General features: G+C 67.8%; 25 protein-coding genes. 10 read left to right on the plus strand and 15 right to left on the minus strand.

The annotated features are described in order from the left end of the window. The first annotated feature begins 55 nt into the window (after nucleotides 1–55). The 3 genes from ACHZD8_RS12425 to ACHZD8_RS12435 are packed head-to-tail and all read left to right on the plus strand — an operon-like array spanning nucleotide 56 to nucleotide 1015. Nucleotides 56–256: a DUF2188 domain-containing protein gene (locus ACHZD8_RS12425; protein ID WP_394770740.1), complete on the plus strand. Its 201-nt coding sequence runs from the start codon at nucleotides 56–58 to the stop codon at nucleotides 254–256. A 7-nt stretch (nucleotides 257–263) separates the two neighbouring features. Continuing rightward, a complete protein-coding gene (locus ACHZD8_RS12430) occupies nucleotides 264–608 on the plus strand; it encodes an MmcQ/YjbR family DNA-binding protein (protein ID WP_394770741.1) in 345 nt (114 codons plus the stop codon). Further along, nucleotides 605–1015: a PPOX class F420-dependent oxidoreductase gene (locus ACHZD8_RS12435; protein WP_394770742.1), complete on the plus strand. Its 411-nt coding sequence runs from the start codon at nucleotides 605–607 to the stop codon at nucleotides 1013–1015. Before ACHZD8_RS12430 ends, ACHZD8_RS12435 begins: the two co-directional genes overlap by 4 nt. Here ACHZD8_RS12435 and ACHZD8_RS12440 read toward each other — a convergent pair. Both ACHZD8_RS12440 and ACHZD8_RS12445 read right to left on the minus strand, forming a co-directional pair. Further along, the gene (locus ACHZD8_RS12440) at nucleotides 993–1715 is read right to left on the minus strand and encodes a M50 family metallopeptidase (RefSeq protein WP_394770765.1); all 723 of its coding nucleotides are present in this window, start codon (nucleotides 1713–1715) and stop codon (nucleotides 993–995) included. The two genes, ACHZD8_RS12435 and ACHZD8_RS12440, sit on opposite strands and share 23 nt — an antisense overlap. 19 nt (nucleotides 1716–1734) lie before the next feature. After that, nucleotides 1735–2994, minus strand: coding sequence for an HNH endonuclease family protein (locus ACHZD8_RS12445; RefSeq protein ID WP_394770743.1), 1260 nt, complete (start codon nucleotides 2992–2994; stop codon nucleotides 1735–1737). Nucleotides 2995–3126: 132 nt separating this feature from the next. On the opposite strand from ACHZD8_RS12445, the gene ACHZD8_RS12450 reads away from it, so the two are divergent. Further along, nucleotides 3127–4098: a 1-phosphofructokinase family hexose kinase gene (locus ACHZD8_RS12450; RefSeq protein WP_394770744.1), complete on the plus strand. Its 972-nt coding sequence runs from the start codon at nucleotides 3127–3129 to the stop codon at nucleotides 4096–4098. 12 nt (nucleotides 4099–4110) lie between these two features. Here ACHZD8_RS12450 and ACHZD8_RS12455 read toward each other — a convergent pair whose 3' ends face one another. Beyond that, nucleotides 4111–4359: a glutaredoxin domain-containing protein gene (locus tag ACHZD8_RS12455; protein ID WP_394770745.1), complete on the minus strand. Its 249-nt coding sequence runs from the start codon at nucleotides 4357–4359 to the stop codon at nucleotides 4111–4113. A 118-nt stretch (nucleotides 4360–4477) separates the two neighbouring features. Then, entirely contained in the window at nucleotides 4478–5803 is a 1326-nt protein-coding gene (locus tag ACHZD8_RS12460) for a DUF222 domain-containing protein (protein ID WP_394770746.1), read from the minus strand. A gap of 500 nt (nucleotides 5804–6303) precedes the next feature. Between ACHZD8_RS12460 and ACHZD8_RS12465 the strand changes: the two genes are divergently transcribed. Continuing rightward, entirely contained in the window at nucleotides 6304–7089 is a 786-nt protein-coding gene (locus ACHZD8_RS12465) for a nuclease-related domain-containing protein (RefSeq protein ID WP_394770747.1), read from the plus strand. Between the two features lie 3 nt (nucleotides 7090–7092). Here ACHZD8_RS12465 and ACHZD8_RS12470 read toward each other — a convergent pair whose 3' ends face one another. The 4 genes from ACHZD8_RS12470 to ACHZD8_RS12485 all read right to left on the minus strand — a co-directional run bounded on the left by ACHZD8_RS12470 (nucleotide 7093) and on the right by ACHZD8_RS12485 (nucleotide 10378). Further along, a complete protein-coding gene (locus ACHZD8_RS12470; protein WP_394770748.1) occupies nucleotides 7093–8682 on the minus strand; it encodes an MFS transporter in 1590 nt (529 codons plus the stop codon). A 105-nt stretch (nucleotides 8683–8787) separates the two neighbouring features. Beyond that, the gene (locus tag ACHZD8_RS12475; protein WP_394770749.1) at nucleotides 8788–9051 is read right to left on the minus strand and encodes a hypothetical protein; all 264 of its coding nucleotides are present in this window, start codon (nucleotides 9049–9051) and stop codon (nucleotides 8788–8790) included. Next, entirely contained in the window at nucleotides 9024–9950 is a 927-nt protein-coding gene (locus ACHZD8_RS12480) for an RNA polymerase sigma factor (protein WP_394770750.1), read from the minus strand. Before ACHZD8_RS12480 ends, ACHZD8_RS12475 begins: the two co-directional genes overlap by 28 nt. 59 nt (nucleotides 9951–10009) lie before the next feature. After that, a complete protein-coding gene (locus tag ACHZD8_RS12485; RefSeq protein WP_394770751.1) occupies nucleotides 10010–10378 on the minus strand; it encodes a YciI family protein in 369 nt (122 codons plus the stop codon). 116 nt (nucleotides 10379–10494) lie between these two features. On the opposite strand from ACHZD8_RS12485, the gene ACHZD8_RS12490 reads away from it, so the two are divergent. Then, nucleotides 10495–10707, plus strand: coding sequence for a DUF1653 domain-containing protein (locus ACHZD8_RS12490; RefSeq protein ID WP_394770752.1), 213 nt, complete (start codon nucleotides 10495–10497; stop codon nucleotides 10705–10707). An 11-nt stretch (nucleotides 10708–10718) separates the two neighbouring features. On the opposite strand, the gene ACHZD8_RS12495 is transcribed toward ACHZD8_RS12490, so the two are convergent. Beyond that, nucleotides 10719–11072: a hypothetical protein gene (locus tag ACHZD8_RS12495; protein ID WP_394770753.1), complete on the minus strand. Its 354-nt coding sequence runs from the start codon at nucleotides 11070–11072 to the stop codon at nucleotides 10719–10721. 188 nt (nucleotides 11073–11260) lie between these two features. Between ACHZD8_RS12495 and ACHZD8_RS12500 the strand changes: the two genes are divergently transcribed. Next, a complete protein-coding gene (locus ACHZD8_RS12500; protein WP_394770754.1) occupies nucleotides 11261–13018 on the plus strand; it encodes an MFS transporter in 1758 nt (585 codons plus the stop codon). Between the two features lie 99 nt (nucleotides 13019–13117). Here the strand turns inward: ACHZD8_RS12500 and ACHZD8_RS12505 are convergent, their stop codons facing one another. Genes ACHZD8_RS12505 through ACHZD8_RS12515 form a run of 3 tightly spaced genes read right to left on the minus strand, consistent with a single transcriptional unit; the run spans nucleotide 13118 to nucleotide 16011 of the window. Further along, on the minus strand, nucleotides 13118–14257 hold the full coding sequence (locus tag ACHZD8_RS12505; protein WP_394770755.1) for an alkaline phosphatase family protein: 1140 nt from the start codon (nucleotides 14255–14257) through the stop codon (nucleotides 13118–13120). A gap of 43 nt (nucleotides 14258–14300) precedes the next feature. After that, nucleotides 14301–15506 (minus strand): cation:proton antiporter, encoded by a 1206-nt coding sequence (locus ACHZD8_RS12510; protein WP_394770756.1) that lies wholly within the window; start codon nucleotides 15504–15506, stop codon nucleotides 14301–14303. A 16-nt stretch (nucleotides 15507–15522) separates the two neighbouring features. Continuing rightward, complete coding sequence (locus tag ACHZD8_RS12515) at nucleotides 15523–16011, minus strand: cation:proton antiporter regulatory subunit (RefSeq protein WP_394770757.1); 489 nt, start codon at nucleotides 16009–16011, stop codon at nucleotides 15523–15525. A gap of 174 nt (nucleotides 16012–16185) precedes the next feature. Between ACHZD8_RS12515 and ACHZD8_RS12520 the strand changes: the two genes are divergently transcribed. Next, a complete protein-coding gene (locus ACHZD8_RS12520) occupies nucleotides 16186–16602 on the plus strand; it encodes an Hsp20/alpha crystallin family protein (protein WP_394770758.1) in 417 nt (138 codons plus the stop codon). An 88-nt stretch (nucleotides 16603–16690) separates the two neighbouring features. Here ACHZD8_RS12520 and ACHZD8_RS12525 read toward each other — a convergent pair whose 3' ends face one another. From ACHZD8_RS12525 to ACHZD8_RS12535, 3 genes are all read right to left on the minus strand, one after another. Then, nucleotides 16691–16984, minus strand: coding sequence for a heme-binding protein (locus ACHZD8_RS12525; RefSeq protein ID WP_394770759.1), 294 nt, complete (start codon nucleotides 16982–16984; stop codon nucleotides 16691–16693). 173 nt (nucleotides 16985–17157) lie between these two features. Then, nucleotides 17158–18075 carry a histidine phosphatase family protein gene (locus ACHZD8_RS12530; protein WP_394770760.1) on the minus strand — a complete coding sequence of 306 codons (918 nt, stop codon included), beginning with the start codon at nucleotides 18073–18075 and terminating at the stop codon, nucleotides 17158–17160. A gap of 26 nt (nucleotides 18076–18101) precedes the next feature. Beyond that, on the minus strand, nucleotides 18102–21419 hold the full coding sequence (locus ACHZD8_RS12535; protein ID WP_394770761.1) for a glucodextranase DOMON-like domain-containing protein: 3318 nt from the start codon (nucleotides 21417–21419) through the stop codon (nucleotides 18102–18104). Between the two features lie 517 nt (nucleotides 21420–21936). Here ACHZD8_RS12535 and ACHZD8_RS12540 point away from each other — a divergent pair. Next, nucleotides 21937–22143: an antitoxin VbhA family protein gene (locus ACHZD8_RS12540; RefSeq protein ID WP_394770762.1), complete on the plus strand. Its 207-nt coding sequence runs from the start codon at nucleotides 21937–21939 to the stop codon at nucleotides 22141–22143. Between the two features lie 2 nt (nucleotides 22144–22145). Next, nucleotides 22146–22964: a Fic/DOC family protein gene (locus tag ACHZD8_RS12545; protein ID WP_394770763.1), complete on the plus strand. Its 819-nt coding sequence runs from the start codon at nucleotides 22146–22148 to the stop codon at nucleotides 22962–22964. Nucleotides 22965–23119: the final 155 nt, after the last annotated feature.

The raw sequence follows: 23119 nt of genomic DNA on the forward strand, positions 1-23119 counted from the left end.
GAGAAGAGCCCACGATGGCAGGCTAGGGGAGTAACCCTGACGAAACGGAGCGACCATGCCTGACGGCGACGTGGAAACCATCGACAAGGGTGGCCAGTGGGTGAACCGGGTGATTGGCGAGCCAGAACTCTCGGAGAGCTTCTCCAGCAGGGAGGAGGCCGTCGAGGCCGGCCGCTCGCTCGCTCGGCAGCTCGGCACGGCCCACATCGTGGTGCCCTCCGAGCCCACCGGCGTCATCACCGACCCGGCGGAGTAACCGCCGCATGACCCCGGATGACCTCCGCGACGCCTGCCTCGCCCTGCCCCAGGCGACCGAGACGTTCCCCTTCGGCGAGGAGACCAGCGTCTTCAAAACGAGCGGGAACGACAAGATCTTCGCCATCGCGGCTCTCGGCGCCGAGCCGCTCTCGGTCACCCTCAAGTGCGACCCCGAGGAGAGCGTCGCCCTCCAGGCGGAGTTCGCCCAGATCACGCCCGGATACCACATGAACAAGCGGCACTGGGTCACGGTGCGGCTCGAGGGAGTTCCGGAGGAGTTGGTCGAGCAACTCCTCGCCTCCAGCCACGCGCTCGTGCGGCCGAGAGTGCCGCGCCGGACGCCCGCGTGAACGCCGGGCTCACGTCAGACGCCGTGGAGTTCGTCACCGAACGCCACCTTGCTGTGCTGTCGACGCTCGGCCCGACCGGTCGCATCCACTCGGTGCCGGTCGGGTTCACCGTGGAGGGCGGCGTCGTGCGCATCATCACCTCCGACGGCACCCAGAAGGTGCGAAATGTCGAGCGGTCCGGGCAGGCGACGGTGGCGCAGGTGGACGGTCGACGTTGGATCACCTTCGTCGGCACCGCAGCGATCAACCGGGATCCGGCAGCCGTGGCCCACGCCGTGGAGCTGTACTCGCGGCGCTATCGGCAGCCCGGGGTCAATCCCCGACGCGTGGTGATCGAGATCCCGATCGACACGGTGCTGGGGTCGCCGGGGATGCCCAGGCCAGTCATCGAGCCAGGTACGCCATGACCGTCAGAAGCCAGCATCCGCCGATCAGCGCAGCGAAGATCGCCAGCCAGACGACAGAGGGAACCCCGGTGCGTCGGTAAAGCAGGTACGCGTCCGAGGTGGGCAGCTGGTCGCGGCGTCGCACGTGCACGCCGATCACCGTGGCGAGCCCGCGCACCGCGCCGACAAGCAGTGCCGCCCCGAGCACGAGCAGCGCATAACTCTGCACCGCGGGGGTCGCGTAGACCCAGAGGGCCGCGCTCACCGCCGCCGAGGCGAGCACGACCAGGGCGCCGAACACGTTTCGGATCACGAGCAGGGTGAGGAGAAGCACAACTCCACCCGCGAACAGCGCGATGGCCGTATAGCCGTTGAACACGCTCCAGAGCTGCGCGGCGCCCACGATGGCGGGTGCCGGATAGCCGAGCACGCCGCTCACGACGGTGCCGAAGCCGCCCCGCCCGCTGCTGAGCGCGTCGCCCGAATGATTGCGCCGGATCCGGATGCCGTGCACCACCCGCCCGGACAGCACCGCGGCCAACGCGTGACCGAGTTCGTGTACGAGGGTGGTGAACAACCCGAAGTACTGCCAGGTTGCGCGCGGAATGCTCAGCGCCGCGGCCGCGACAAGGATGCCGATCAGCAGCGGAGGGGAGATCGCGACGGGTGCCGTTCGGGCGAAGAGCGCTGCCCAGTCGGTGAGGGCGGTGGAGGTATCGATGCCCCCAGTCTCTCAGTACCTAGGCTGAACGCCAGCGCAGCCGCGGATCGGTGGCGGTGGTCGTGCAGCGCATGGCGGTGCCCTTCGCCGTCACGCCCGTCGCGCCCGCGGTCGAACAGAAGGCGCCGGGATGGACGACTCCCGCCGGGGCAGGCGCGGGAGCCGGAGCGACCGGAGCGGGCGCTGGTGCCGGCGCAACAACCGGGGGCGCGGCGACGACCGGGGGAGCGACTACGGCCGGAGCCGGGGCCGACGCGAACGGCGACGAGACGGCAGCCTCGGCCGGGCAGGTGGACAGCACACGGAGCATCGCGGCGCGCTCCGCCACCGTCACCCAGAGCCCGTAGGTCGCCTTGACCGACACCTGGTGGCTTACATACTCACAGCGGAATGCCTTCGCGGCGGGCAGCCAGGTGGCGGTATCGCCGTCGCTCTTCTGCTCGTTGGACCGGCCGTCCACCGCGAACAGGTTGATCGGATCGTTGGCCAGGGCCACCCGCTGCGCCTGGCTCAACTGCTGCGCTCCGGTGCGCCAGGCGTCGCCGAGCGACACCACATGGTCGATCTGCACGGCGGTGGATGTGCGATTCCCACGCACGAAATCGATCGTCTTGCCCGTGTACGGCGACACCAGCTCGCCGCTCATCACCCGGCAGCCTCCCGATTTGGACACCTTCACGAGGTCCCGGTTCAGGATGTCATTGCGGGTGTCGCATCCGTTCCGGTCCTGGTCGATCCAGGCCGCTCCGAACATCACCGTTCGGGCATATCCCGTCATCGGCGCCTTGCCCTTGACCGGGAGCTTGGCGAGAAGGGCGAGCGCGGTCGAATCGGTGCCGGATGAATCGGCAATGACCACCAGCGTGGTACCCGTCGACGCGGAGCCCGTCGGCTCGGTCACCCGGCGCGGGTCGGGTGCCGATTCGGCGGTGAAATCGAACCGAGCCTGCCCCGAGGCGGGGGCAACGCTCCTGGCCGCCGAGTCCGCGCGGTGCTCGGCCGGCACGAGAGCCCCGCCGATGATGGCGGCGAACACCGACGCCGCCACGACGAGCGCCGCAGCCCTGCGACTCGGGATGGATGCCCAACTCCGGCGCCCGGTGACGAGCGAGTACAAGCCCGTGAGCAGGCATCCGAAGGCCAGCATAATGAGGAACCCGCCGATGCCGCCGGTGGGGACGGCGAAGATGGCAAACACCGCAATCAGCCCAGCGGCGATCCAGAAGCTCGGTCGGGTGAAATAGCGCGAGACTCGCACGGGTTCAAAACTCTCGGGCATCGGCTCGCTTTTCTTTAGGTGTCCTCAGTCGAACCTAGGCGGGGATCGGCGGAACGGTCAGTCCCTGTTCGCGGGTCGTGCCGACCGCTCCGAAATCCCTCCGCGCCGCGGACGCGCGCCGTACAGTGGGGCATGGCATCCATCGCGGGTTCGACCTCTGGCGCGACGCGGGCTATCGTCACGATCACCGTCAACCCGGCGCTCGACCTCAGCACCTCCACGGCAACGGTCGTGAGCGAGCACAAGCTCCGGTGCGGCCCCACCAGGCTCGACCCGGGCGGCGGCGGCATCAACGTGTCGCGGGTGGTGCACCGGCTGGGCGGCGAGTCGCTCGCCATCTTCGCCGTGGGCGGGCTCACCGGGGAGTCGCTGCGCCGCATGCTCGACACCGAGGGCATCTCCAGCCGCGCCATCCCCATCGCCGGCACCACCCGCCAGAGCTTCACCGTGGACGAGACGGACACCGGCAAGCAGTTCCGCTTCGTGCTGCAGGGGCCGGAACTCACCGAGGCCGAGTGGCGCTCCTGCCTCTCCGCGCTCGAGCAGACCATCGTGACGGGCGGCTACGTCGTGGCGAGCGGCAGCCTGCCGCCGGGCGTGCCCGACGACTTCTACGCTCGAGTGGCCCGTCTGGCCCGCGACCGCGATGCGCGACTGGTGTTGGATGCCTCGGGCGACTCCCTGCGCGAGGCGCTCTCCGAGGGCGTCTACCTGGTCAAACCGAGCCGGCGCGAGCTCGGCGAACTCCTCGGCGAGCGTCTGGAGAGCGACCAGGGCGAGGCGGATGCGGCATCCGAACTCGTGGCCAAGGGTTCCACCGAACTCGTGGCCCTCACCCGCGGCGCGGAGGGCGCCCTGCTCGCGTCATCCGCGGGCATCTCCCGGCTGACCGTTCCGCCGGTGCGCGTGTTGAGCACGGTGGGAGCCGGCGACGGCTTCCTCGGCGCCTTCGTGCTGCGGCTCGCCCAGGGTCACGATCCGGAGACAGCGTTCCGCACCGCCGTCGCCGCGGGAACAGCCACGACCATGACCCCGGCCACCGACCTGTGCCGCCCGGAAGACGTGGCAGCCCTCGAGGCACAGCTGTCGCCCACGACGCACTAAGGATTGGGCGCGCTACGCCGAGAGGGCCGCCACGCGCTCGCGCAAGTCGGCATCGCTGGGCTCGACAAGATGGCTGTCGTCGGCGAAGACGATCACCGGGATGTTGGTCCTCCCGCTGATGGCGTATGCCCGATCGGCCCCGGTGACGTCGGCCTCGAGGTCCACATAGTCATAGGCCACCCCCAGTTCGTCGAGGACGCGCTTCGACCGGCGGCAGTCTATGCACCAGTCGGCGCCGTACATCGTGATGGGTGTGCTCATGTCTGGGGCAACCGGCGAGGATGTGGGGGAATTCCCGCATCGTCCAACTGTCGACTCAATACCGAGAGCCGTTGCTCGGGACTCGTGGATATCTTCCCGATCATTCCGACGTGAGGATTCACTGTCGACGCGGGAACTCGATGCGCGGCGGTGAGCTTCCGCGCCTCGGCGTGCGGAACGCATCGATCCAGCTCGGCGGAATGAACCACGCAATTCCACGCCGAATAGAGACCTCCCATCCGTTCGCGTGAACCGCATGGTGATCGGACGCGCAGAGGGGAATCGCATTCTTCAGGTTCGTCAACCCGCCGTCCCTCACAAACCAGTCGATGTGGTGGAGTTCGGCCCACGCCGCCGGCCCGCCGCAGGCCGCGCAGGCGGAATACAGTTCACCGATCGCCAGCCGATGCTTCTTGGTGAACAGGCGCTGCTCACGTCCCAGATCGAGCACCTCGCTCGGGCCGCCCATCACTACCGGGATGATGCCGGCCTCGGCGGCCATCCGCCTGGCGGTCCCCGCCGCGATGGGCTGGTCCATGCCGTCGAGACGAGCCTCGCCGAGACCGGAGAGCAGAGCGTCGAGAGTCAGCCGCACGACAAGGGTGGTTTTCGGCAGCGGACTCACCGCGTGGGCACAGTTCGAGACGTGCCCGAACAACGCCAGCATCGCATCCGACGCCATGTTCGCGCGGGTGCGTGGGTCCCGCAGCTCCGCAACGATGGGCGGCGGGCCGTCAAAAAGCTCGCAGATCAACTCCGCGCCACCCTCGTTCGTGTCCGCACGGTTTGGGCCGTCCTCTGGATCGTTGCGCCTGCCCGCACGGTAGACGCTGTCGACATACCCGTCGAGGAACCCACGCACGGAGGCGGCGGTGAGCGGGTCCATCTCCCAAACCAGCCGGTGCATGCCGTTCGCCAGTTCGACGATCGACAGCTTCCGTCGACGCACAAGGTCTTCTTCGCGGGGTTCGATGCCGTCGGTGTCGAGACGGTCACGGCACTGGATCGCCAGCTTGCGCACCAGGTCGGCCGGGGCCGTGCGAGCAAAGTCGACCGTGAATTCTTCCGCGTACGCGACATCGTCTGGATGGGCTCGGGGGCTCGCCTGGTCGAGGTTGGTGACGATGGCGGCTGCGGCATCCACTCCGATCGCACACTCGTCGAGGGCGGCTGCAACATGCGGATAACGCGGCGCGATCATCTCTCCGGTGATGCTGAGAGACGGGAAGGTGGCGGTGGCAACCCGCACTAGCCGCGCCGCTTCCTGTCGCCCGATCCTCCCCACTCGGATTAGCGAGCCGACCGGACTGGTGTCCATCATCCGATGCGCGAGACCGCCCCGACCCAGGGTGGACCGGGAGCGTTCCGCCACCTCCGCGGTCAGGCGCACGATGTTCGCCTCCGTCGTTCGTCGCGCCGAAAACTGCTCCGCGAGGGCGCGCATGAGCTCGCCGTCGGTGAGCCCGCCGCAGGCCGGATCTGACCGGTCCGACCACGCTCGATCCACCGGCGGAGCGGCGGTCACGGTGAGGCTGTTCATGCCCCAACTCTCGCACCACCCACCGACATTCTTCCGCTCAAACCACCCCTTGACCAGCACTTCCTGTGGACTGTCGCCCGCCGCCGTCCGCTGTGAAGGAGTAGTCGCCCCCCAACTCGATGGGCTTCGCATCCGACTCGACCGGGACCTCTCGAAGAGATGGCCCGCACCGCTCCGGCGGCCTGGCAGCGGGCGGCCGGCGCCAGGCACGTTTCGATCGGCGCAGCGACCACGCCCGCCCCGCACCCCTCGCACTGGGGATTCAGGAGCAGAGGGAAACTCGATAACGTCGAAGCCTGTCGACGCGTCCGAAAGCGGGGGACCAGCAATGCCGGGATTCCCCGTGATGGACCCCCAGGCGACCCAGCTCCTTCCGGGCGAGCAACACCTGAGGAAGATGCTCGATGCCTGACGTCGGCACGATGCGGTCACGACCCGCCGCCCAATCACTCATGGAGAAGCTGCTCGCGCTACACGACGTGCGCCCGGCGCAGTCCCGGCTGGCGAGGCTCTTCGGGCTGCCGCCGCTGAACGCCACCGAGACGCCCTGGTACGTGGGCGCGCGGGGCGAGATCGCCGTGGCGCGAGCCCTCGGGCGCCTCCCCGCCGCATGGACCGTGCTGCACTCCCTGCCCGTGGGCAAGACGGAGAGCGACATCGATCACCTGCTCGTGGGGCCGGCCGGTGTCTTCACGATCAACACCAAGCACCACAGCGGCAAGAAGATCTGGGTGGGCGGGCGCGGATTCCTGGTGTCCGGCAGAAGCATGCCGTACATCGACAGGGCCGAATCCGAGGCGGCGAGCGTCGGCAAACTGATCGCGAGGCACCTGCCGAGCGGCACCCTCGTGCGGGCGATGATCGTTCTCGTCGATCCCGGGTCGATCAGAATCCGTGAGCGGCCAGAGCTCGTCACGGTGATCGACGCACGGCATCTGGTGCGCTGGATCCTCAAGCAGCCGGAGATGCTCGGTGCGTCCGAGGTCGCGGATCTCGCCCATCTCCTCGACAATCCCGCCGTCTGGCGGGAGACGCCGGAGCAGGCGGCGGATGTTCCGGGCCGCTTCGCGGCGCTCGACGCGGCGGTGCGGTCTGCCGCACAGCGCCAGACGCTCTGGTTCGGCGGCGGGGTTGTTCTGCTGGTGGGCGCAGGCATGGCGGTGGCATCCCGACTGCTGGGGCTCGCATAGCCCCTACTCCGACTTCGTCGGTGGGACCCCGCGGAAGGCGACCGCGGCGATGACGGCCACGATAGCCAGAGCGATGGCGCTGATCACGGCGGTGGCAGCAATGGCGCTGGTGAACGCGGCCTGTGCCGCCGCCAGGAGGGTGGCGCCAGCAGGATCGGCGAGGGCCAGCGCCGCGGTGCGACCCGTCGCGAGGCCGTCCCGGGCCCCGGCTGCCGCGGCGGCGGGTAGGGAGGCCGGCAGGTGTGCGAGTTGTGCACGGTAGATCAGCGTCACCACACTCCCGAGGATCGCTATCCCGATCGCGTAGCCGAATTGGCCGGCCGTTTCAGACAGGGATGCCGCGGACCCCGCCCGCTCGGCAGGAACCGAACCGAGCACGAGGGTGGTGCTCAGGGTGACGAGGGGGCCGCTCCCGATCGAAACCAGGGTGAACCCGATCACGAGGGGGAGGATGCCGGAGGACGGGGTCACCTGGGCCGCGACGACGGCACCACTCACGGACAGTGCCAGGCCGCCGGAGATCAGGTAGGCGGGACGGATGCGCCGGGCCAGCACCGGGGAGAGTCCGAAACTCGTGAGCGAGCCGAGCACCGACGGCAGCGTCCAGAGTCCCGCGGCCAAAGGCGACAGACCGGCAACGAGCTGAAAATACTGGGTATTGAACAGCATCATCGGACCGGTCACCAGCGTGCCGATCAGCAGGCAGAGTATGGCCGCCGCAAAGGCCCGGTTTCGGAACAGGCTCAGCTCGAGCAGCGGATGGGCGAGCCGACGCTGCCGGGCGACGAAGGCGACACCGACGGCGACCCCGACGAGCAGCATCCCGACGGGCACGGTGCCCCAGCCGGACTGGGCGATCTGCTTGAGCCCATAGACGACCGTGAGCACCGCCACCAGCGACAGGACGACGCTGGTGAGGTCGATCCTCCCGGCCGACGGCGCGCGGTATTCCGGCAGAAAGAGGGGCGCAAGGATCGCCAGGAGCACCATGACCGGCACCCCGACCAGGAACACGGATCCCCACCACAGGTGAGTGAGGAGGGCGCCACCGAGAACGGGACCCACGGCAAGGCCGCCCATGAAGGCGACGAACCAGATGCCGACGGCCACTCCCCGCTGGGCGGCGTTTGTGAACATGTTGGCGATCAAGGCGAGCGTCGAGGGCGCGAGCGTCGCCCCCGCGATCCCCATCAGCGCCCGGGCGACGATGAGCATCTCGGGCGAGGCGGCGAAGGCGGCGGCGATCGAGGCCGCGGCGAAGCCCGTACCGCCGATGATCAGGAGCCGTCGGCGTCCGATGCGGTCGCCCAGGGTCCCCATGGTGATGAGGAAGCCGGCGAGCATGAACGAGTAGATGTCGGTGATCCAGAGCTGTTGGCTCGCGTTGGCGTGGAGCGCCTCGCCGATGCGGGGCAGGGCGAGGAGAACGAATGACGTGTCGACCGACACGAGCAACTGCGGGACCGCGAGCACGGCCAACCCGATCCACTGTCGTGGGCCGGCCGTCTCCGGCACGTCTCGAATCACGGGGGCCCGCTCGGGCGAGTCCTTGCTCGACGTCTCTGTCTCGTCACGTGCTGGCTGTGCGGTCATGGTCTTCCCTCTCGTGGTGGAGCGACACCTCCGTGTCGGGAAGGAGACGGTGACGAGACAAGGAATTCGACATCCGAACTCCGATGCGTTTCCGTCCGAAAGGCGTCAGAGCCTGTCCGCACGCCCCTGCAGATAGCGGCGCTCCGGCGAACTCAACGTTGCGCGGGCGGCCGCCCGGTAGGCCTCCCGGGCACCCACAAGGTCGCCCGATGACTCCAGGAGGTGGGCTCGCACCGAGGTCAGCCGATAGTGCCCGGCGATCTTCGGGTCATCCGCCAGCTGATCGAGCAGTCTGAGCGCCGCCTCGGGGCCGTCGACCATCGCCACGGCCACGGCACGGTTCAGCGTGACCATCGGATTGGACACCATGTGCTCGAGCAGGGTGTACAGGCGGACATCTGCTCCCAATCCGTCGTCTCGGTCGACGACGACTCGGCGTGGATCGCGGCGATCGCGGCCTGAACCAGATACGGACCCGCCGTCGACGTCCTCAGCGCGGTGACCAACAGCGCGATGGCCTCCGCGACGGCCTCCCGGTTCCACAGCGAGCGATCCTGCTCATCGAGCGGAACCAGGTCGCCGCGGGCCGTGATGCGCGCCGGTCGTCTCGCGTCGGTCAGGAGCATCAGGCAGAGCGCCCCCACGCTCTCGCCGTCGTCGGGCTGAAGTCGCACGAGTTGTCGCGCGAGTCGGATCGCCTCGGCCGAGAGATCCACCCGCAGCAGTTCGTCTCCGCCGGTCGCGGTGTATCCCTCGTTGAACATGAGGTAGAGCACCCGCGTGACCGCCTCCGAGCGCTCCCGTCGTTGCTCGGGGGAGAGTTCGCCGAAGGTCGCGCCGGCCGCCTTGATCGTCTGCTTGGCCCGGCTTATGCGCTGGGCCATCGTCGACTCCGGCACCAGGTAGGCACTGGCGATCTCGCCGGTTGTCAGTCCGCCCACGGCACGCAGGGTGAGGGCGATTTGCGATGACGCAGACAGGGAGTCGTGACAGCAGAGGAAGAGCAGATCCAGTGTGTCGTCCCTGGCGTCGGCAGGCTCGTGGCGTCCCTCGGTCAGCGCGAAGTCGTCCAGGGCATAGTCCTTCTCCCGGGATCGGCGCGCGACCTCGCTCCGGATCAGGTCGATCAACCGGTGGGAGGCGACCGTGTACAGCCACGCGGCGGGGCTGTCTGGGACTCCCTCTTCCGGCCAGAGCGTCGTGGCCTTGAGCAGGGCATCCTGCACCGCATCCTCGCCGAGGTCGAACTGGCCGTACCGGCGAATCAACCGCCCGAGGACCTGCGGCGCGAGTTCGCGCAGCAGGCCCCCGATCGAGGCAGGGGTGTTCAGAAATCCGCCGCCTTCGAGAACATGACGGGACGCACCTCGATGGCCAGGCCGTCGATCTTCGAGTCGGGGATCATCGCGGCCAGTTCGAGGGCGCGCTCCTTCGAGTCCACATCAACCAGGTAGAACCCGCCCAGAAACTCCTTCGCCTCCAGGAAGGGGCCGTCCTGAACCTGGGGCACGCCGCCCGAGGCCCGGATCACGCTGCTTTCGGCCGGGTCGCCGAGGGCCTGCGTGAGAATGAACTCGCCGGATGCCGTGATCGCATCCATGAACGCGCCGTGGCCGGTGCCGATCGCTTCATTCTGTTCCGCCGTCAGCGAGTCCAAGACGCCGCGATCGACCTGCATCATCAGGAGGTATTTCATGGTTTCCTCGTTTCCTTGATCTTCGTCCATCGTGCCAGAGAGGCACGATCAGCACGGAGACGATTCCGAACTCCGCAATTCGACATCCCCGCGGGTGAGTCCGGTACCGTGTGCAGATGTCCGAACTGGAACCCGGCCTCTACCGTCACTACAAGGGCAACCTCTACGAGGTCGTCGACACCGCCACCCATTCAGAGACCGAGGAGAGGCTGGTCGTCTACCGGGCGCTCTACGGCGACAACGGACTCTGGGTGCGACCGCTCGGGATGTTCCGGGAGACCGTCGAGGTCGACGGGCAGAGCGTCCCGCGGTTTGCCCGCGTCGAGTAGCGGGCGCGCCGTCAGGGCCGCAGGGACTGCTCCATGCACTGGCGAACCTCGACCGGGGACTCGACCATCGCGGCCACGCTCGCGGCGATGGCGATCGCGCGGGACTCGTCGGGCACCTTCACCACCCAGTAGCGCGAAAGCGGTGCGTCCGAGACATTGAACGCGCCGCGGCCCGCGGCACCGTCCGAACCGACGAGGGTCGCGGCATCGGCGGCCTCCAGCACCTCGGAGTAGACCAGTTCGCCGCTCTGGGCCAGCTCGTCGTCGAGGCGCACCATGAAGGCCACCATCCTCTCGATCCATTCGGTCGGTCTCGCGTGGAGTTCCGCCCGCTCGCCGAACACCATGATCATGAATCTCATCATCGCTCCGATCCCTCGTCACCCACTGTGACAGCAACGGCCGCCCACCGCCATCGAGACGGGTCGATTCCGAAGACCGGCTCGTGAGCCGGCGGCACCCCGCCGGCGCACGCCCGCGACGGGCGTATTATTAGTACACAACAACTAACTATTGGCGCTCAACGTCGACGCCCCGCACCCTGGAGGCCCCCGTGACCGCAACCGCGACGCGCACCGGAATGTTCAACAAGGATCACCCCCGCTACAAGTGGGTCGCGCTGAGCAACACGACGCTCGGCATGCTCATGGCCACGATCAACGGGTCGATCGTGCTCATCTCGCTCCCGGCGATCTTCAAGGGCATCAAGCTCGACCCGCTGCAGCCGGGCAATGTCAGCTACCTGCTGTGGATGCTGATGGGCTACATCCTGGTGACGGCCGTTCTCGTGGTGAGCTTCGGACGGCTCGGCGACATCTACGGGCGCGTGCGCATCTACAACCTCGGGTTCGTGATCTTCACCGTGGCCGCGATCGCGCTCGTCTTCGACCCGTTCACGTCGGGTGCCGGCGCGATGTGGCTGATCGGGTGGCGTGTGCTCCAGGCCGTGGGCGGATCGATGATCTTCGCCAACTCGACGGCCATCCTCACCGATGCGTTCCCCGCCAACAAGCGGGGCATGGCCATCGGTATCAACCAGATCGCGGCCATCGCGGGCACCTTCCTCGGCCTGATCATCGGCGGGGTGCTCGCCGAGATCGACTGGCGCGCGATCTTTCTGGTGAGCGTGCCGTTCGGCATCCTCGGCACCATCTGGTCATACAAGTCACTGCACGAGGTCGGCGTGAAGAGCCCTGGAAGGGTGGACTGGCCGGGCAACATCGTCTTCGCCGTCGGACTCACCGCCCTGCTCGCGGAAATCACCTACGGTATCCAGCCCTACGGCTCGAGCTCCACCGGCTGGCTGAACCCCTGGGTGCTCGCCGGCATCATCGGTGGCGTCGCGCTGCTCATCGGATTCGTGTTCCTGCAGCTGCACACCGCGGAGCCCATGTTCAACATGCGGCTGTTCCGCATCCAGGCCTTCGCCCGGGGCAACTTCGCCGGCCTGCTCGCGTCGGTCGGGCGGGGCGGACTGCAGTTCATGCTCATCATCTGGCTTCAGGGCATCTGGCTGCCGCTGCACGGGTTCTCCTACGAGAGCACACCGCTCTGGGCGGGCATCTATCTTCTCCCGCTCACGATCGGATTCCTCGTCTCCGGACCCATCTCGGGCACCCTGAGCGACCGGTTCGGCGCACGCCTCTTCGCCACCGGTGGGCTCGTGCTCGTCGCGGCGACCTTCATCGCGTTGCTGCTCATCCCGGTCGACTTCAGCTATCCGGTCTTCGCCCTCATCACCTTCCTCAACGGAGTCGGGTCTGGCATGTTCGCCGCGCCCAACCGCACGGCCATCATGAACAGCGTGCCGGCGAACCAGCGCGGCGCGGCGTCGGGCATGACCGGCACCTTTCAGAACGCGGGCAACTCGCTCTCGATCGGCATCTTCTTCTCCCTGATGATCGCGGGCCTCGCGGACACCCTCCCCAACGCCCTCCGCAGCGGGCTCACGTCGCATGGGGTCGGCACGGCCGTGGCCAACCAGGTGGCCGCGACCCCGCCGGTCGGCAGCCTGTTCGCCGCGTTCCTGGGCTACAACCCGATCGAGAGCATCCTGGGGCCCACCGGAGCGCTCAAGAACCTGTCCACCACGAACGCCGCGGCGCTCACCGGCAAGACCTTCTTTCCCGAGCTGATCTCGCAGCCCTTCCACTCCGGGCTCGTGATCGTGTTCATCGCGGCGGCGATCATGTCCCTGATCGGCGCGGTCGCGTCGCTCTCGGCCGGCGGCAAGTACGTGCACGCGGACACCGCGCCGGTGGGGACGATCGAGCCCGGCCGGCAGAACGTGAGCGAACTCAGCGACCTCTAGCGGCGGCATTGGCGCTGCCACCACAGAGCGGCGCGCCCGCCGCCTCAACCACGAGGTCGAGGGACGGACGCGCCGCCGGGCCGATCTGAGCCGAGTGCCCTACCGCCGGCCGGTGAACATGGGCCACATTGGCACCACGCCGCCCGCCGTGTCCCCGGCATGGCCGAGATAGCCCAGGCCGAAGTTCTGCTCGATGGTGGTGAGCAAGGAGTAGTGGTTGTATGCCGTGTGGTCCACGAAGTGCCGCGGTCCTGAGGCCGTGACCACGATCGCGGGGATGAGGCCGCCACCGTAGGTTCCGCCGGGCCAGCTCGCGCTGATCCGCGGGTCGGCGGCGCTCACGTACGGCGAGTCGCAGCATCCGGCCGCGCTCTCCCAGCCGCCGGTCGTGGTGTTGCCGGTGTAGTCGTTCTCGTCGGTGACGATCACGATAGCCGAACGCTTGGTCCACGCCTTCGACCCGGTGATGGTGGCGACCGCCGTCTTCACGAAGCCGTCTGCCTTCTGCTTCAGCGCGGCGTCGTTGGCATCATCCTTGACGCTGCCGTAGGGGCACGGTGTCTCCGGATGCCCCACAATCGCCGCGTAGACCCCACCGTGCATGTCGTTGCACTGGTTGGGGCTGATCCAGACGAACTGCGGCGCCTTCGGCCCGTTGAGGTCGGCGGAGAGCTGAGAGTAGTCCTTCACCTGCGCCATCCGTGCCGGGTTGTTCTTCACGTCGTCGAAGAGCACGAACGGGTTGTGCTTCTTGGCATAGAGCGACGCGACGGTGCCGTCGGGGAGGGCCGGGCCGAAGCGGTCCAGTTTGTTGGCCGGCAGGGTCTCGAGATAGGCGCCCCAGCCGATGTGGCGGGACTCCAGCTGGTCCACGAGATTCACCCGGTTGAGGTTGACCACGTTCTGGTCGTTGTCGTCCTGGATGCCGAAGTTGTCACCGGCGATGGTGGCGATGTAGTTGGGCATCGAGGGATGGGTGACGCCGTAGTAGTTGTCGGCCGTCGAATACTGGCTGGCGAGGCTGGTCAGGTACGGCGCATTCGCGTCGCCGATGACGCTCGACTGCGAGTGATTCTCGAGCATGATCACGAAGATGTGGTCGAAGGACGGCCCGTCGTGGTGGGCCGACGCACCGTTGGATGCGTCTTGGTGGGGAGCCGCACTGGCCGCGGTGGCGGTCAGCGCGAGTACCGCGACGGCCGCCGTGGCGACGGCCGTGAGGCGGGATCTCGTGTGCATGGCAGATTCCCTTCGATATGGAGTTGGCACGAACAGGTAAAGGCTAGTGTCCGTCCGCGCCCTGCGCGATGGTTGCCGTCCGCGTGCCGCGGGCCACCAGGAGGCGACGGAACCAGGGGGCGTCCGTCATCCTGGCCAGGAGGGGACCGGCCACCACGGTGAGCAGAACGTACGCCGTGGCGAGCGGGGCGAGCCGCGGTTCGATGCCCGACCCGGCGGCGAGTCCCGCGATCACGATGGAGAACTCGCCGCGCGGGGTGAGGGCGAAGCCGGTGCGCCACCGACCGGGGATTCCGATGCCCGCCGCGGCAGCCGCGCGATAGCCGGTGAGCGTCTTGGTGGCGATCGTGACGACCGCGAGGATCGCCGCGGGCAGCAGCACCGGGAGGATGCTGGCCGGCTCGGTCGACAGGCCGAAGAAGACGAAGAAGACGGCGGCGAACAGGTCGCGCAGCGGCGAGAGGAGCTGTTGCGAGTTGTGGGCGACGCGTCCGGAGAGCGCGATGCCCACCAGGAACGCGCCGACAGCCGCGGAGACATTCACCTGCTGGGCGACGCCGGCCACGAGCATCGTGAGACCGAGCACCCCGAGCAGCAGTGACTCGGGATGGTGGGCGGCGAACAGCCGCGAGATGATCTTGCCGTGGCGAAGCGCCACGTAGAGAATCACCACCACCACGAGCACGGCCACCACGAGGGCGGTCGCACCGGCGAGGAATCCGGCGCCGATCACGAGCGCCGAGAGCACGGGCAGGTAGAACGCCATCGCGAGGTCCTCGATCACGAGGATGGAGAGGATGGTTGGGGTCTCCCGGTTGCCGAGCCGGCGCAGGTCGCGCAGAACCTTGGCGATCACGCCGGAGGACGACACCCAGGTGATGCCGGCCAGCGCGACCGCGGCGATCGGACCCCAGCCCAGGATGAGCGCGCAGGCCGCGCCGGGCAGGGCGTTGAGCACGGCATCCAGGATGCCCGCGAGCCTCGACCGTTTGAGGCTCGTGATCAGCTCGGTCGGCGAGTACTCGAGGCCGAGCATCGCCAGCAACAGGATCACGCCGAGCTCGCTGCCGAAGCGGAAGAACTCGTTGCCGGCGTCGAGCGGTGCGAAGCCGCCGACCCCGAAGGCGAGCCCCGCGATGAGGTAGAGCGGAATCGCGGAGATGCCGATCTTGTCGGCGAGCCGGGAAAGCAGGCTCAGTCCCAGCAGTACGGCCCCGACTTCGATGAGGAGCAGGGCGGCGTCATGCATGGGTGATGGGTGCCTTTCAGCCGTCGGTGAGCACGCGGGCGAGCGCGTCGAGGCCCGGCCTGGTGCCCACGGCGATGATGGTGTCGCCGGCCTGCAGGGCTGAATCGGGGGTGGGGGAGGGGATCACGTCCGCGCCGCGCACGATGGCGACGATCGAGGTGTGCGTTCTGGTGCGAGCCCTGGTGGCACCGAGCACCTCTCCCGCGTAGGGGGATCCGGCCGAGATGAGCAGCTGTTCGGTGAAGAGGCCGGCGGCCTGCTCCCGGATGCCGGCGAGCTGGCCCAGCATGAGCGAGGCGCCGAGCACGTCGGCGAGGGCGGCCGCCTCGTCGTCGGTGAGCGCGATGGAGTCGATGGCCTCGTCCGGGTCGTCGACACCGAACAGCGCGAGCTCCCGCTCACCCGACCGATGGGAGACGACGCCGATGCGTCTGCCCTTCTTGGTGATCACGTCATGACGCGTGCCGATGCCCGGCAGATCGACCTTCTCGACTCGTACACTCACGCGGCAACCCTAACAGGGCGCTCCACAGCCGGTCCGCGAGTCCGGGACGGCGGCGTATCGCTGAGGGCGGAATCCGAAGGGTCGATTCGGCTGGCACTCTCGATGTCCGAGTGCTAATTCGGACCTAGTTGAGTCACACCGACTCAAGTTTAAGGACTCACAAGGAGTTTGACTGTGACTGCGATTCTCTACCCCAACCGCCCCCTTTACACCGCCCGCACCGCCACCCGCTCGATCCCGCTGGATCTCTACCGCGACGGCGACAACTACATCGTGACGGCCGACCTGCCCGGGATCGACCCGACCACGGTGGACATCGACGTCGACGGTCAGCTGCTCAGCATCCGGGCCGAGCGCACCGCCCCCGCCGGCGACAACGTCACCTGGCTGTCGCGCGAGCGCCAGGCCGGCTCGTTCCTGCGTCAGCTCACGCTCGGCCGCAACATCGACACCGAGAAGATCGCGGCCCGGTACGACAACGGAGTTCTCAACCTGACCCTTCCGGTGAGCGAGAAGGCGCGCGCTCGCAAGATCGAGATCAGCAATGGCTCGGTGGCCCCGACGGAGGCCGCCGAGGTCCCGGCCGCCTAGCCGAAGGCACCACGATCGACACGGGAATGGCCCGGAGCACACGCTCCGGGCCATTCCTCGTCGTGCAGGTCTCACCCGGGTTGTGCGATCACGAGATCGTGGCGGCACCCGCCAGGGCGACCCGGCGGTCGTTCTCGACGAGACTTCCGCTCACGCCGAGCGCGCCGATCACGACACCGCCCTGAATGAGGGGCACCCCGCCCGGGAACGTGATGAGGCCGCCGTTCGAGACCTCGATGTTGTACAGCGGCCCACCGGGCTGGGAGAGTTCGCCGATGGCGCCGCTCTCCATGTCGAAGAGCCGCGCAGTGCGCGCCTTCTTGATGGAGACGCCGCGGCGACTGCCGCCTGGGCCTGCTGCCCAGGCAGCATTGGGTGTCACGACTCGGTTCGGTCTGTGAACGTGAGCGAGGTCCTCGTGTCCCACGCTGACGCTGCTGTGACTGCAAACACCGCTACAGGCCTCGGCGGTGTGGGCCCTTGCCCGGCAGACTCCAGTTGTGCAGGACAGCTTGTGCAGGACGGCTTGGGCAAGACGGCCCGGGCAACACAGTTTTAGCGGGACACACAGGGGTGTGGCGACCCGGACGGTCCCGGTCTGCAGGACGCTCCCGTCGGTTCTGAACAAATGGTCCTCGCTCTCCGCTCGCGCCGTCCTGCACAACCCGTCCTGCACAACGGGAGTCTGTGGGGTGGGCACCCCTGGACGCCGGAACGGTCCTGAACAACCCGTCCTGCACAACGGGAGTCCGCGCGGTGTGTGCCCGTGGACGGCGGCAGCGTCCTGCACAAGGCGTGCCAGGCAGTACACCTAGGCGTTCGAGACCGGCCCGCCGGTCGGATCCTGGGCGGATTCGTCAGCGAGCCTCGCCCCGCCCACCGGCAGCCCGGCCCAGAAACGAGCGTCCAGCCGTCCTGTGGCGAACCGATCAGCTCGACCACCCCGGTGTTGCCGAGCTCGTTCGTGCCCGCGAAGCTGGGCGGCACGTTCTGTGCCCGAGCCGCCGTCCACACCCTGATCGCCGCCCCGTGGCTGAACACCGCGGCCGTGTCGGACTCCGCGGCCGCGATCTCGATGTCAGCGTCGAAGCGGCGGAAGAAGGAATGCCCGTCCGCCGCGCCCGGCATCGTCACGTCCAGGTCGCCGGTGCCCCACGCGAAGATCGTGTCCAGGTAGGCCCGAACGGAGTCCCGATCGCTTCGCCCCTCGAGCGCCCCGGCCTCGATCTCGTGCAGGCCGCGTCCCACGCGCACCTCCAGTCCACGGTCGAGCGAGAGCGGCTCTGCGGTGAGCTGGGTGCGAACCAGTGTCGACGCGAAGATGGCATCGATCGACTCGAAGCGCATCGCATCCGGGATCACCGCCGCCTGGCGCGCGCCGAGGTCGGTGAGCCCGGGCCCGGGGCTCGCGGTGTCGAGCTGCCCGAGCACATTGGCCGGGGTCTGGCCGTGACGGATCAGGAGGAGTCGCATGTGCGCCCCAGTTTAGGCTTCTCCGGCTAGGGAATCACGAGCGCCTGCAGCGTCACCGGGTTCGTCGCCGTGTAGTCGAGCTCGGCGGACTGGCTCACTCCGCTCGGGGTGATGGTGTCCATCACCTTGGGAACGGCATTCGGATCGGCGACGCAGAACGGCGAGGCGCTGGCCGCGGCGCAGACCCCGAAGCTGTATTGGCCCGGCGTGCTGGTGAACGCGCGGGTCTGGTCGAAGCCGTGAGTGCCGTCCTGGCCGGTGAGTGCCACGGCGAATCCCCACCCGCTCGCCGGAGTGCCTCCGAGCGCCGCCTTGTCGACGCTGAACGTGATGTAGCGCGAGACCGAGTTGGCGGCCACGGTGACCGTGCCCGCGCTCGTGCCCGTCGTGTCGACGAACCGGTTGTTGCCGAAGCCCTGCGCCTCGATGAGCCTGCTCCACGGCGACACGGCGTACTTCATGCCGTCGTACGACGAGGCGGTCGAGGTGGGCGCCGCACCGGGAGCGCGAACATAGACGTCAACCAGCTGGGCCCCGTTCGATGAGCCGAATGTGGGGGTGAGGTCACGCGTCTGCACGCGGAAGGTCACCGTCGAGCCGGTGTCGTAGACCTGGAACTTCGTGAGATCGAAGGCTCCGGCGTGGAAGTCGCCCGCGGGGGGATAGGCGTAGTTGCCCGGCCCGTTGTCGTCGCCGGTCGGGTCGTCGGCGCTGAAGATGAGCGTGCCGTTGACGACATCGTTCACGACGGAGCGGACGAGTTGCGCCGTGCCGCCCTCGGTTGTGCTCGAGATCACGAACACATTGGTGCCGGCGGCCGACGTCACGTCCACGCTGAACGAACCGTCCGCGGCAGCGGTGGTGTTGGTGAGCGTCGTGGCGCTGTTGGCATCGGTCGCTACGTCCGCGATGTCGACGGTGGCCCCGGGCGCCGCTGTACCCGCCACGGTGGTGGTGGCGCCGGTCGCCGACCCGTCGGCGGGGGAGGTGACGGTGAGCGGAGTGGTGCCCTGCGTGTGCGTCACGTAGCGGTCGCGTACCTGGGCCGGCTGTTCGAGGCTACGGCCGGCCGCGAGGTCAGCGGTGAGCCGCACCTGCGACGCCGAGCCCCAGGTGAGGGGCGAGGCCGAGCCGTCCGCCTTGCCGTTGACGAAGCCGATGGATGCCGTCGCCGGGTCCGACCCGTACGGCGAGGCCGGCACATCCGCTCGGTCCCACACCTGTTCGGGAACGAGCCCGGGGCCGGAGTTCATCCGGTTTATCGACAGCAGCACGCCGGAGGCCGCGGTCGCCTGCCCCTGGGCCAGATACTGCTGGGCACGTTCGGCGCCGAGCACCGGCCACGGGTGCCCGAGACCCGAGAAGTTGTTCGTCCACGGTGCGCCGGTCACCGCACAGCTCGTGCCGGCACCTACGAAGCAGTCACCATAGCCGTCGCCGTTGTAGCGCAGCCACCCCGTGCCGCTGTCGGTCGGCCGCTGGATGGTGGCGTCGGTGACGACGAGCGAATTGAGGATCACGGGATCGGTCGCGGGAAGGATTCCGAGACGCACATATTCGAGGAAGCCGGCATCCGCCACCGCTCGCTGGTCGAGGGTGGGGCCGCCGTTGCCCACGTTGTAGCTGATCGCCGCGTTGGGGTCGCCGGTCTTGGAGAGCCGGATGAAGTACGGGTCCGCCGAGAGCGGGCCGTTCGTCGTGACGCCCCAGGCCTTGATCGTGCGCTGGTACTGGTCCGCCGTGGCGCGCCAGACGCGGGCGCTTGCCGGGTCGTTGTGCTGGTCGGCGATGGTGGCGGCGGCGACCAGACCGGCGATCTCGGCGGCGATCGTGGAGGGGGAGTAGCCGGTCTGTTCCTCCCAGCGTTCCACCCCGAAGCTCGGCCCGTGGCTGATCAGGAAGTTCGCGGCCGACCGCACCTTCGGCCAGAGGGCGTTGTCGCCGGCGAGGCCGGACTGCAGCGCCATCAGGATGGGATAGGCCGTCTCGTCCAGCTGGTCGTTGAAGGCGTCGGCGGCCTTCGTGCCGTCGAGAAGCGAGTTGCGGGGCTGCGATCCGTTCGCCTGCTGGCTCTTCAGCAGCAGGTAGCGCACGGTGTCCCGCGCCGTCTGGATGTCGCCGTCGGTGTAGAGCGCCGTCCACGCCTCGTAGAGGTCGCGCGCGAACACCTCCTTGTAGCCGCCGACGAAGAGGTTGTTCGGGTCGTTGGCCGGGATGGACTGACCCCACGGGGCATCCAGACCGGCGACGATCGCTCCCGGGTACTTCTTGTCCTCGGACGCCTTCACCACATTCGCCGACTGGTAGTAGTTCTTGATGGCGGTGAGCCGCTGGCTGCCCGTGAGACCCTTCGCCGTGAGGATCGGGGGAGTGAGCGCCGCGTCGTAGCGCGCCCAGCCGGAGAGATAGCCCGCGGTCAGGCGTGCGACCGGGGTCTTCGCCGTGTCGCTCGCGGTCTTCACCGCTTCGGCCTGGCTCGTGCCGAACCCGAGGGCGATCGTGGCCCGGCCGTCGCGGCCGAGCCGGACGCCAGCCGTCTGTTCCACGTTGCCGTCGGTCGCCGTCGTGGCCACCGGTCCAAGGGCGTGGGCGGAGTCGAGTTGGGTGAGACCGTCGCTCGCGGTGCCGACGAATCCGCTGCCGACCGAGTCGAACGGCCGGTCCGCCTTCAGCGCCAGGTAGGACGGCACGGCATAGGCGATGCGGTTGGCCTGGCTGGTGGTCTTCGTGTCGAATGAGACGGGCACCGCGGATCCGGTCGACGTGTCGACGACGGCGGTATCCGCCCCGCCGTTTGCCGACCCTCCACCGCCGTTGCCGCCGGCATTCGCATCCAGTCGCACGAAGAGCTTGAAGTCCTTCGCCCCCTTGGCGAGCCCGACAAGCCTGGTGCTCACCACCACGCTGTCGCGGGCGGGGTCGGTGAGGTAGGTGTTCACCAGGCTGTACTTGCCGCTCTTGGCCGTCGACGTCACGGTGCAGACCATGCCCGTCGGATCCGACGAAACGGTGTACGTCATGTCCCGGGCCTGCAGATCGGTGAACGTGGACCCGTCGGTGACGATGTATTGCAGGGTCTCGACGTTCGTCGCATCGACCGTCGGGGCGTAGACATCGGAGAGGATGCCGTTCGCCACGGTGAACCAGATCTTCGATTCGGTGTTGCGGGCGGTGCCCACGCAGTCCTTGCGTGACTGGCCCTGGTGGCTCACGAGGCCGGGGGATCCGACGGCTTCCGTTCCCGCCGCCCCGGGCACCGCCGTGGCACTCGAAGTGCCGAGGGAAACGGCCGCAAGGGCGAAGGCGGCGATGGCCGCTGGCAGAACGAATCCGCGTCGAATCACGATGTCTCCTCTGTGAGAATCCCGTTTGCCCAACCTGCCGAGCCGGCCAGCGACTCGCCCTTCGAACCCTACGACGAGCCAACGGACTGGTCAACACCCGATCGGTCTACCCGCCGAGGGGGTACGCGCATCGGGTGGGCGCGGCACTGGTGCCGCGCACCCTTTTGGTGTCGCTCGCGGTATTGGCACCGCGCGCGGCAGTCGGTGCTGCGCGCGGCATTGGTGCCGCGCGCGCGTCCGGCGCCCTCCCGCGGGTCCAGCTGTGTCCCGCGTGTGCCGCGGTCTCCTGCGTGGCCGGCGCTCTCTCGCGTGTCCAGCTTTCACCTCCACTCCGCGCCGCAGTTGTGCATAAGAGTTCTCCACAGATTTGGCGCAAGGCATTCGAATCTATGTCAGCCTTACGATTCCAGTGAGATAGAAACTGTTTTCTGAGCTTGCTGAAGCACCACAAACGCGGCAGCGAGCTCCCTGCGCCACCTGCCGCGCATAGAGGTTGCGGAGGTAGAATCTAATGACCATGACGAAAGCGACCGCAGCGCACGCGCAACTCACCGAGGCCGAGGTGGAGCACCGTCTCCAGACCGCCGAAGGTATCAGCGCCGTTGCTGGCCATTACCTCGACGACGCAGGACGTGACCTTGTACGTAGGTCTATTCGCGGTGATATCACGCCAGAGGAAGTCGCTGACCTTGCGTACGCGCGCATCACAGCCGTCCGCGACTAACAATGGCTCGCAAGTTCACGTCCTGGGACGACTACGTCTATCCGGGCACCAAGGTGCTGCGAAACATCCGCAAGATCCGGGACGGTTCAGAACTCGAAACGTTCGAGAGCGTCGTCACCGTCGCCCGGATTGACGAAGCGCTCGTGTCCCTATCGACGGAAACCTACGATTTTGACTTCATGAAATCGGTGCACCGTTGGATCTTCCAGGACGTTTACGAGTGGGCGGGTGAAAGCCGCGACGGACCGCCATTCCCGAGTCTGATGGTCAAGGGTGGCCCCGACGTATCGGCTGGGCCAGGAGTCGACCCCGGCGACACCGACACGGGCCACACATACGAATCTGATACGGCCCTCGAATCCACAGCGGATCGCGCCTATCGATTGATCACCGACCACCAGAATCTGGTGGGTCTTGAATTCGATCCATTCTTGACTGACTTGGCTGAGGCATGGTCCGAGGTCAACTTCGTGCACGTATTCCGTGAGGGCAACACCCGTAGCCAGTTCGTGTTCTTCAAGTTGTTGGCGGCGGATGCAGGCTACGAGCTCGACATGACAAAATTCGCCACGGGTGCGGAGCTGCGGGAAGAGTTCAACAAGGCGAGGTTCTTCGCCCTCAGGCACAACAGCAGCTGGATGAAGACCGTGCTAGCAGAGGCGGTCCAGCCCCTGCCTCGGGACGACGGCACCCGGGCGCTCCAACTCCCTGACGAGCCGCCCAGGCCCGGAAGCCAGCCGCGCTTGGGCGACCGAGGGATCCCCAAAAACCGCGGACGATTCACCGACCGACGCCGTGGTGAGTCGTCAACCAGTCTCTGAAGTTTAAGAGCAGAGATGCATAGCGCGTACTTCGCCGGTGCCAACTTGTTGACTCACGAGCGGAACTGACGGAACTCTTCCTCGCTCGGTCATGAAGAACCCTTCTTTCGTATCTGCGCTTCGCGGATGGCGATCTGTGCCGAGACGCCCCAGAG

It is taken from the genome of Lacisediminihabitans sp., assembly GCF_043726815.1.
Taxonomy (GTDB): domain Bacteria; phylum Actinomycetota; class Actinomycetes; order Actinomycetales; family Microbacteriaceae; genus Lacisediminihabitans.

Coding starts and splice junctions, on each gene's coding strand:
- ACHZD8_RS12425 (WP_394770740.1), top strand. CDS start 56: ATGCCTGACGGCGACGTGGAAACCATCGACAAGGGTGGCCAGTGGGTG.
- ACHZD8_RS12495 (WP_394770753.1), bottom strand. CDS start 11,072: ATGATGAGATTCATGATCATGGTGTTCGGCGAGCGGGCGGAACTCCAC.
- ACHZD8_RS12510 (WP_394770756.1), bottom strand. CDS start 15,506: ATGCATGACGCCGCCCTGCTCCTCATCGAAGTCGGGGCCGTACTGCTG.
- ACHZD8_RS12460 (WP_394770746.1), bottom strand. CDS start 5,803: ATGCGCGCCCTCGCGGAGCAGTTTTCGGCGCGACGAACGACGGAGGCG.
- ACHZD8_RS12505 (WP_394770755.1), bottom strand. CDS start 14,257: ATGCACACGAGATCCCGCCTCACGGCCGTCGCCACGGCGGCCGTCGCG.
- ACHZD8_RS12545 (WP_394770763.1), top strand. CDS start 22,146: ATGGCTCGCAAGTTCACGTCCTGGGACGACTACGTCTATCCGGGCACC.
- ACHZD8_RS12430 (WP_394770741.1), top strand. CDS start 264: ATGACCCCGGATGACCTCCGCGACGCCTGCCTCGCCCTGCCCCAGGCG.
- ACHZD8_RS12465 (WP_394770747.1), top strand. CDS start 6,304: ATGCCTGACGTCGGCACGATGCGGTCACGACCCGCCGCCCAATCACTC.
- ACHZD8_RS12485 (WP_394770751.1), bottom strand. CDS start 10,378: ATGAAATACCTCCTGATGATGCAGGTCGATCGCGGCGTCTTGGACTCG.
- ACHZD8_RS12475 (WP_394770749.1), bottom strand. CDS start 9,051: ATGGTGTCCAATCCGATGGTCACGCTGAACCGTGCCGTGGCCGTGGCG.
- ACHZD8_RS12490 (WP_394770752.1), top strand. CDS start 10,495: ATGTCCGAACTGGAACCCGGCCTCTACCGTCACTACAAGGGCAACCTC.
- ACHZD8_RS12450 (WP_394770744.1), top strand. CDS start 3,127: ATGGCATCCATCGCGGGTTCGACCTCTGGCGCGACGCGGGCTATCGTC.
- ACHZD8_RS12470 (WP_394770748.1), bottom strand. CDS start 8,682: ATGACCGCACAGCCAGCACGTGACGAGACAGAGACGTCGAGCAAGGAC.
- ACHZD8_RS12530 (WP_394770760.1), bottom strand. CDS start 18,075: ATGCGACTCCTCCTGATCCGTCACGGCCAGACCCCGGCCAATGTGCTC.
- ACHZD8_RS12455 (WP_394770745.1), bottom strand. CDS start 4,359: ATGAGCACACCCATCACGATGTACGGCGCCGACTGGTGCATAGACTGC.
- ACHZD8_RS12540 (WP_394770762.1), top strand. CDS start 21,937: ATGACGAAAGCGACCGCAGCGCACGCGCAACTCACCGAGGCCGAGGTG.
- ACHZD8_RS12445 (WP_394770743.1), bottom strand. CDS start 2,994: ATGCCCGAGAGTTTTGAACCCGTGCGAGTCTCGCGCTATTTCACCCGA.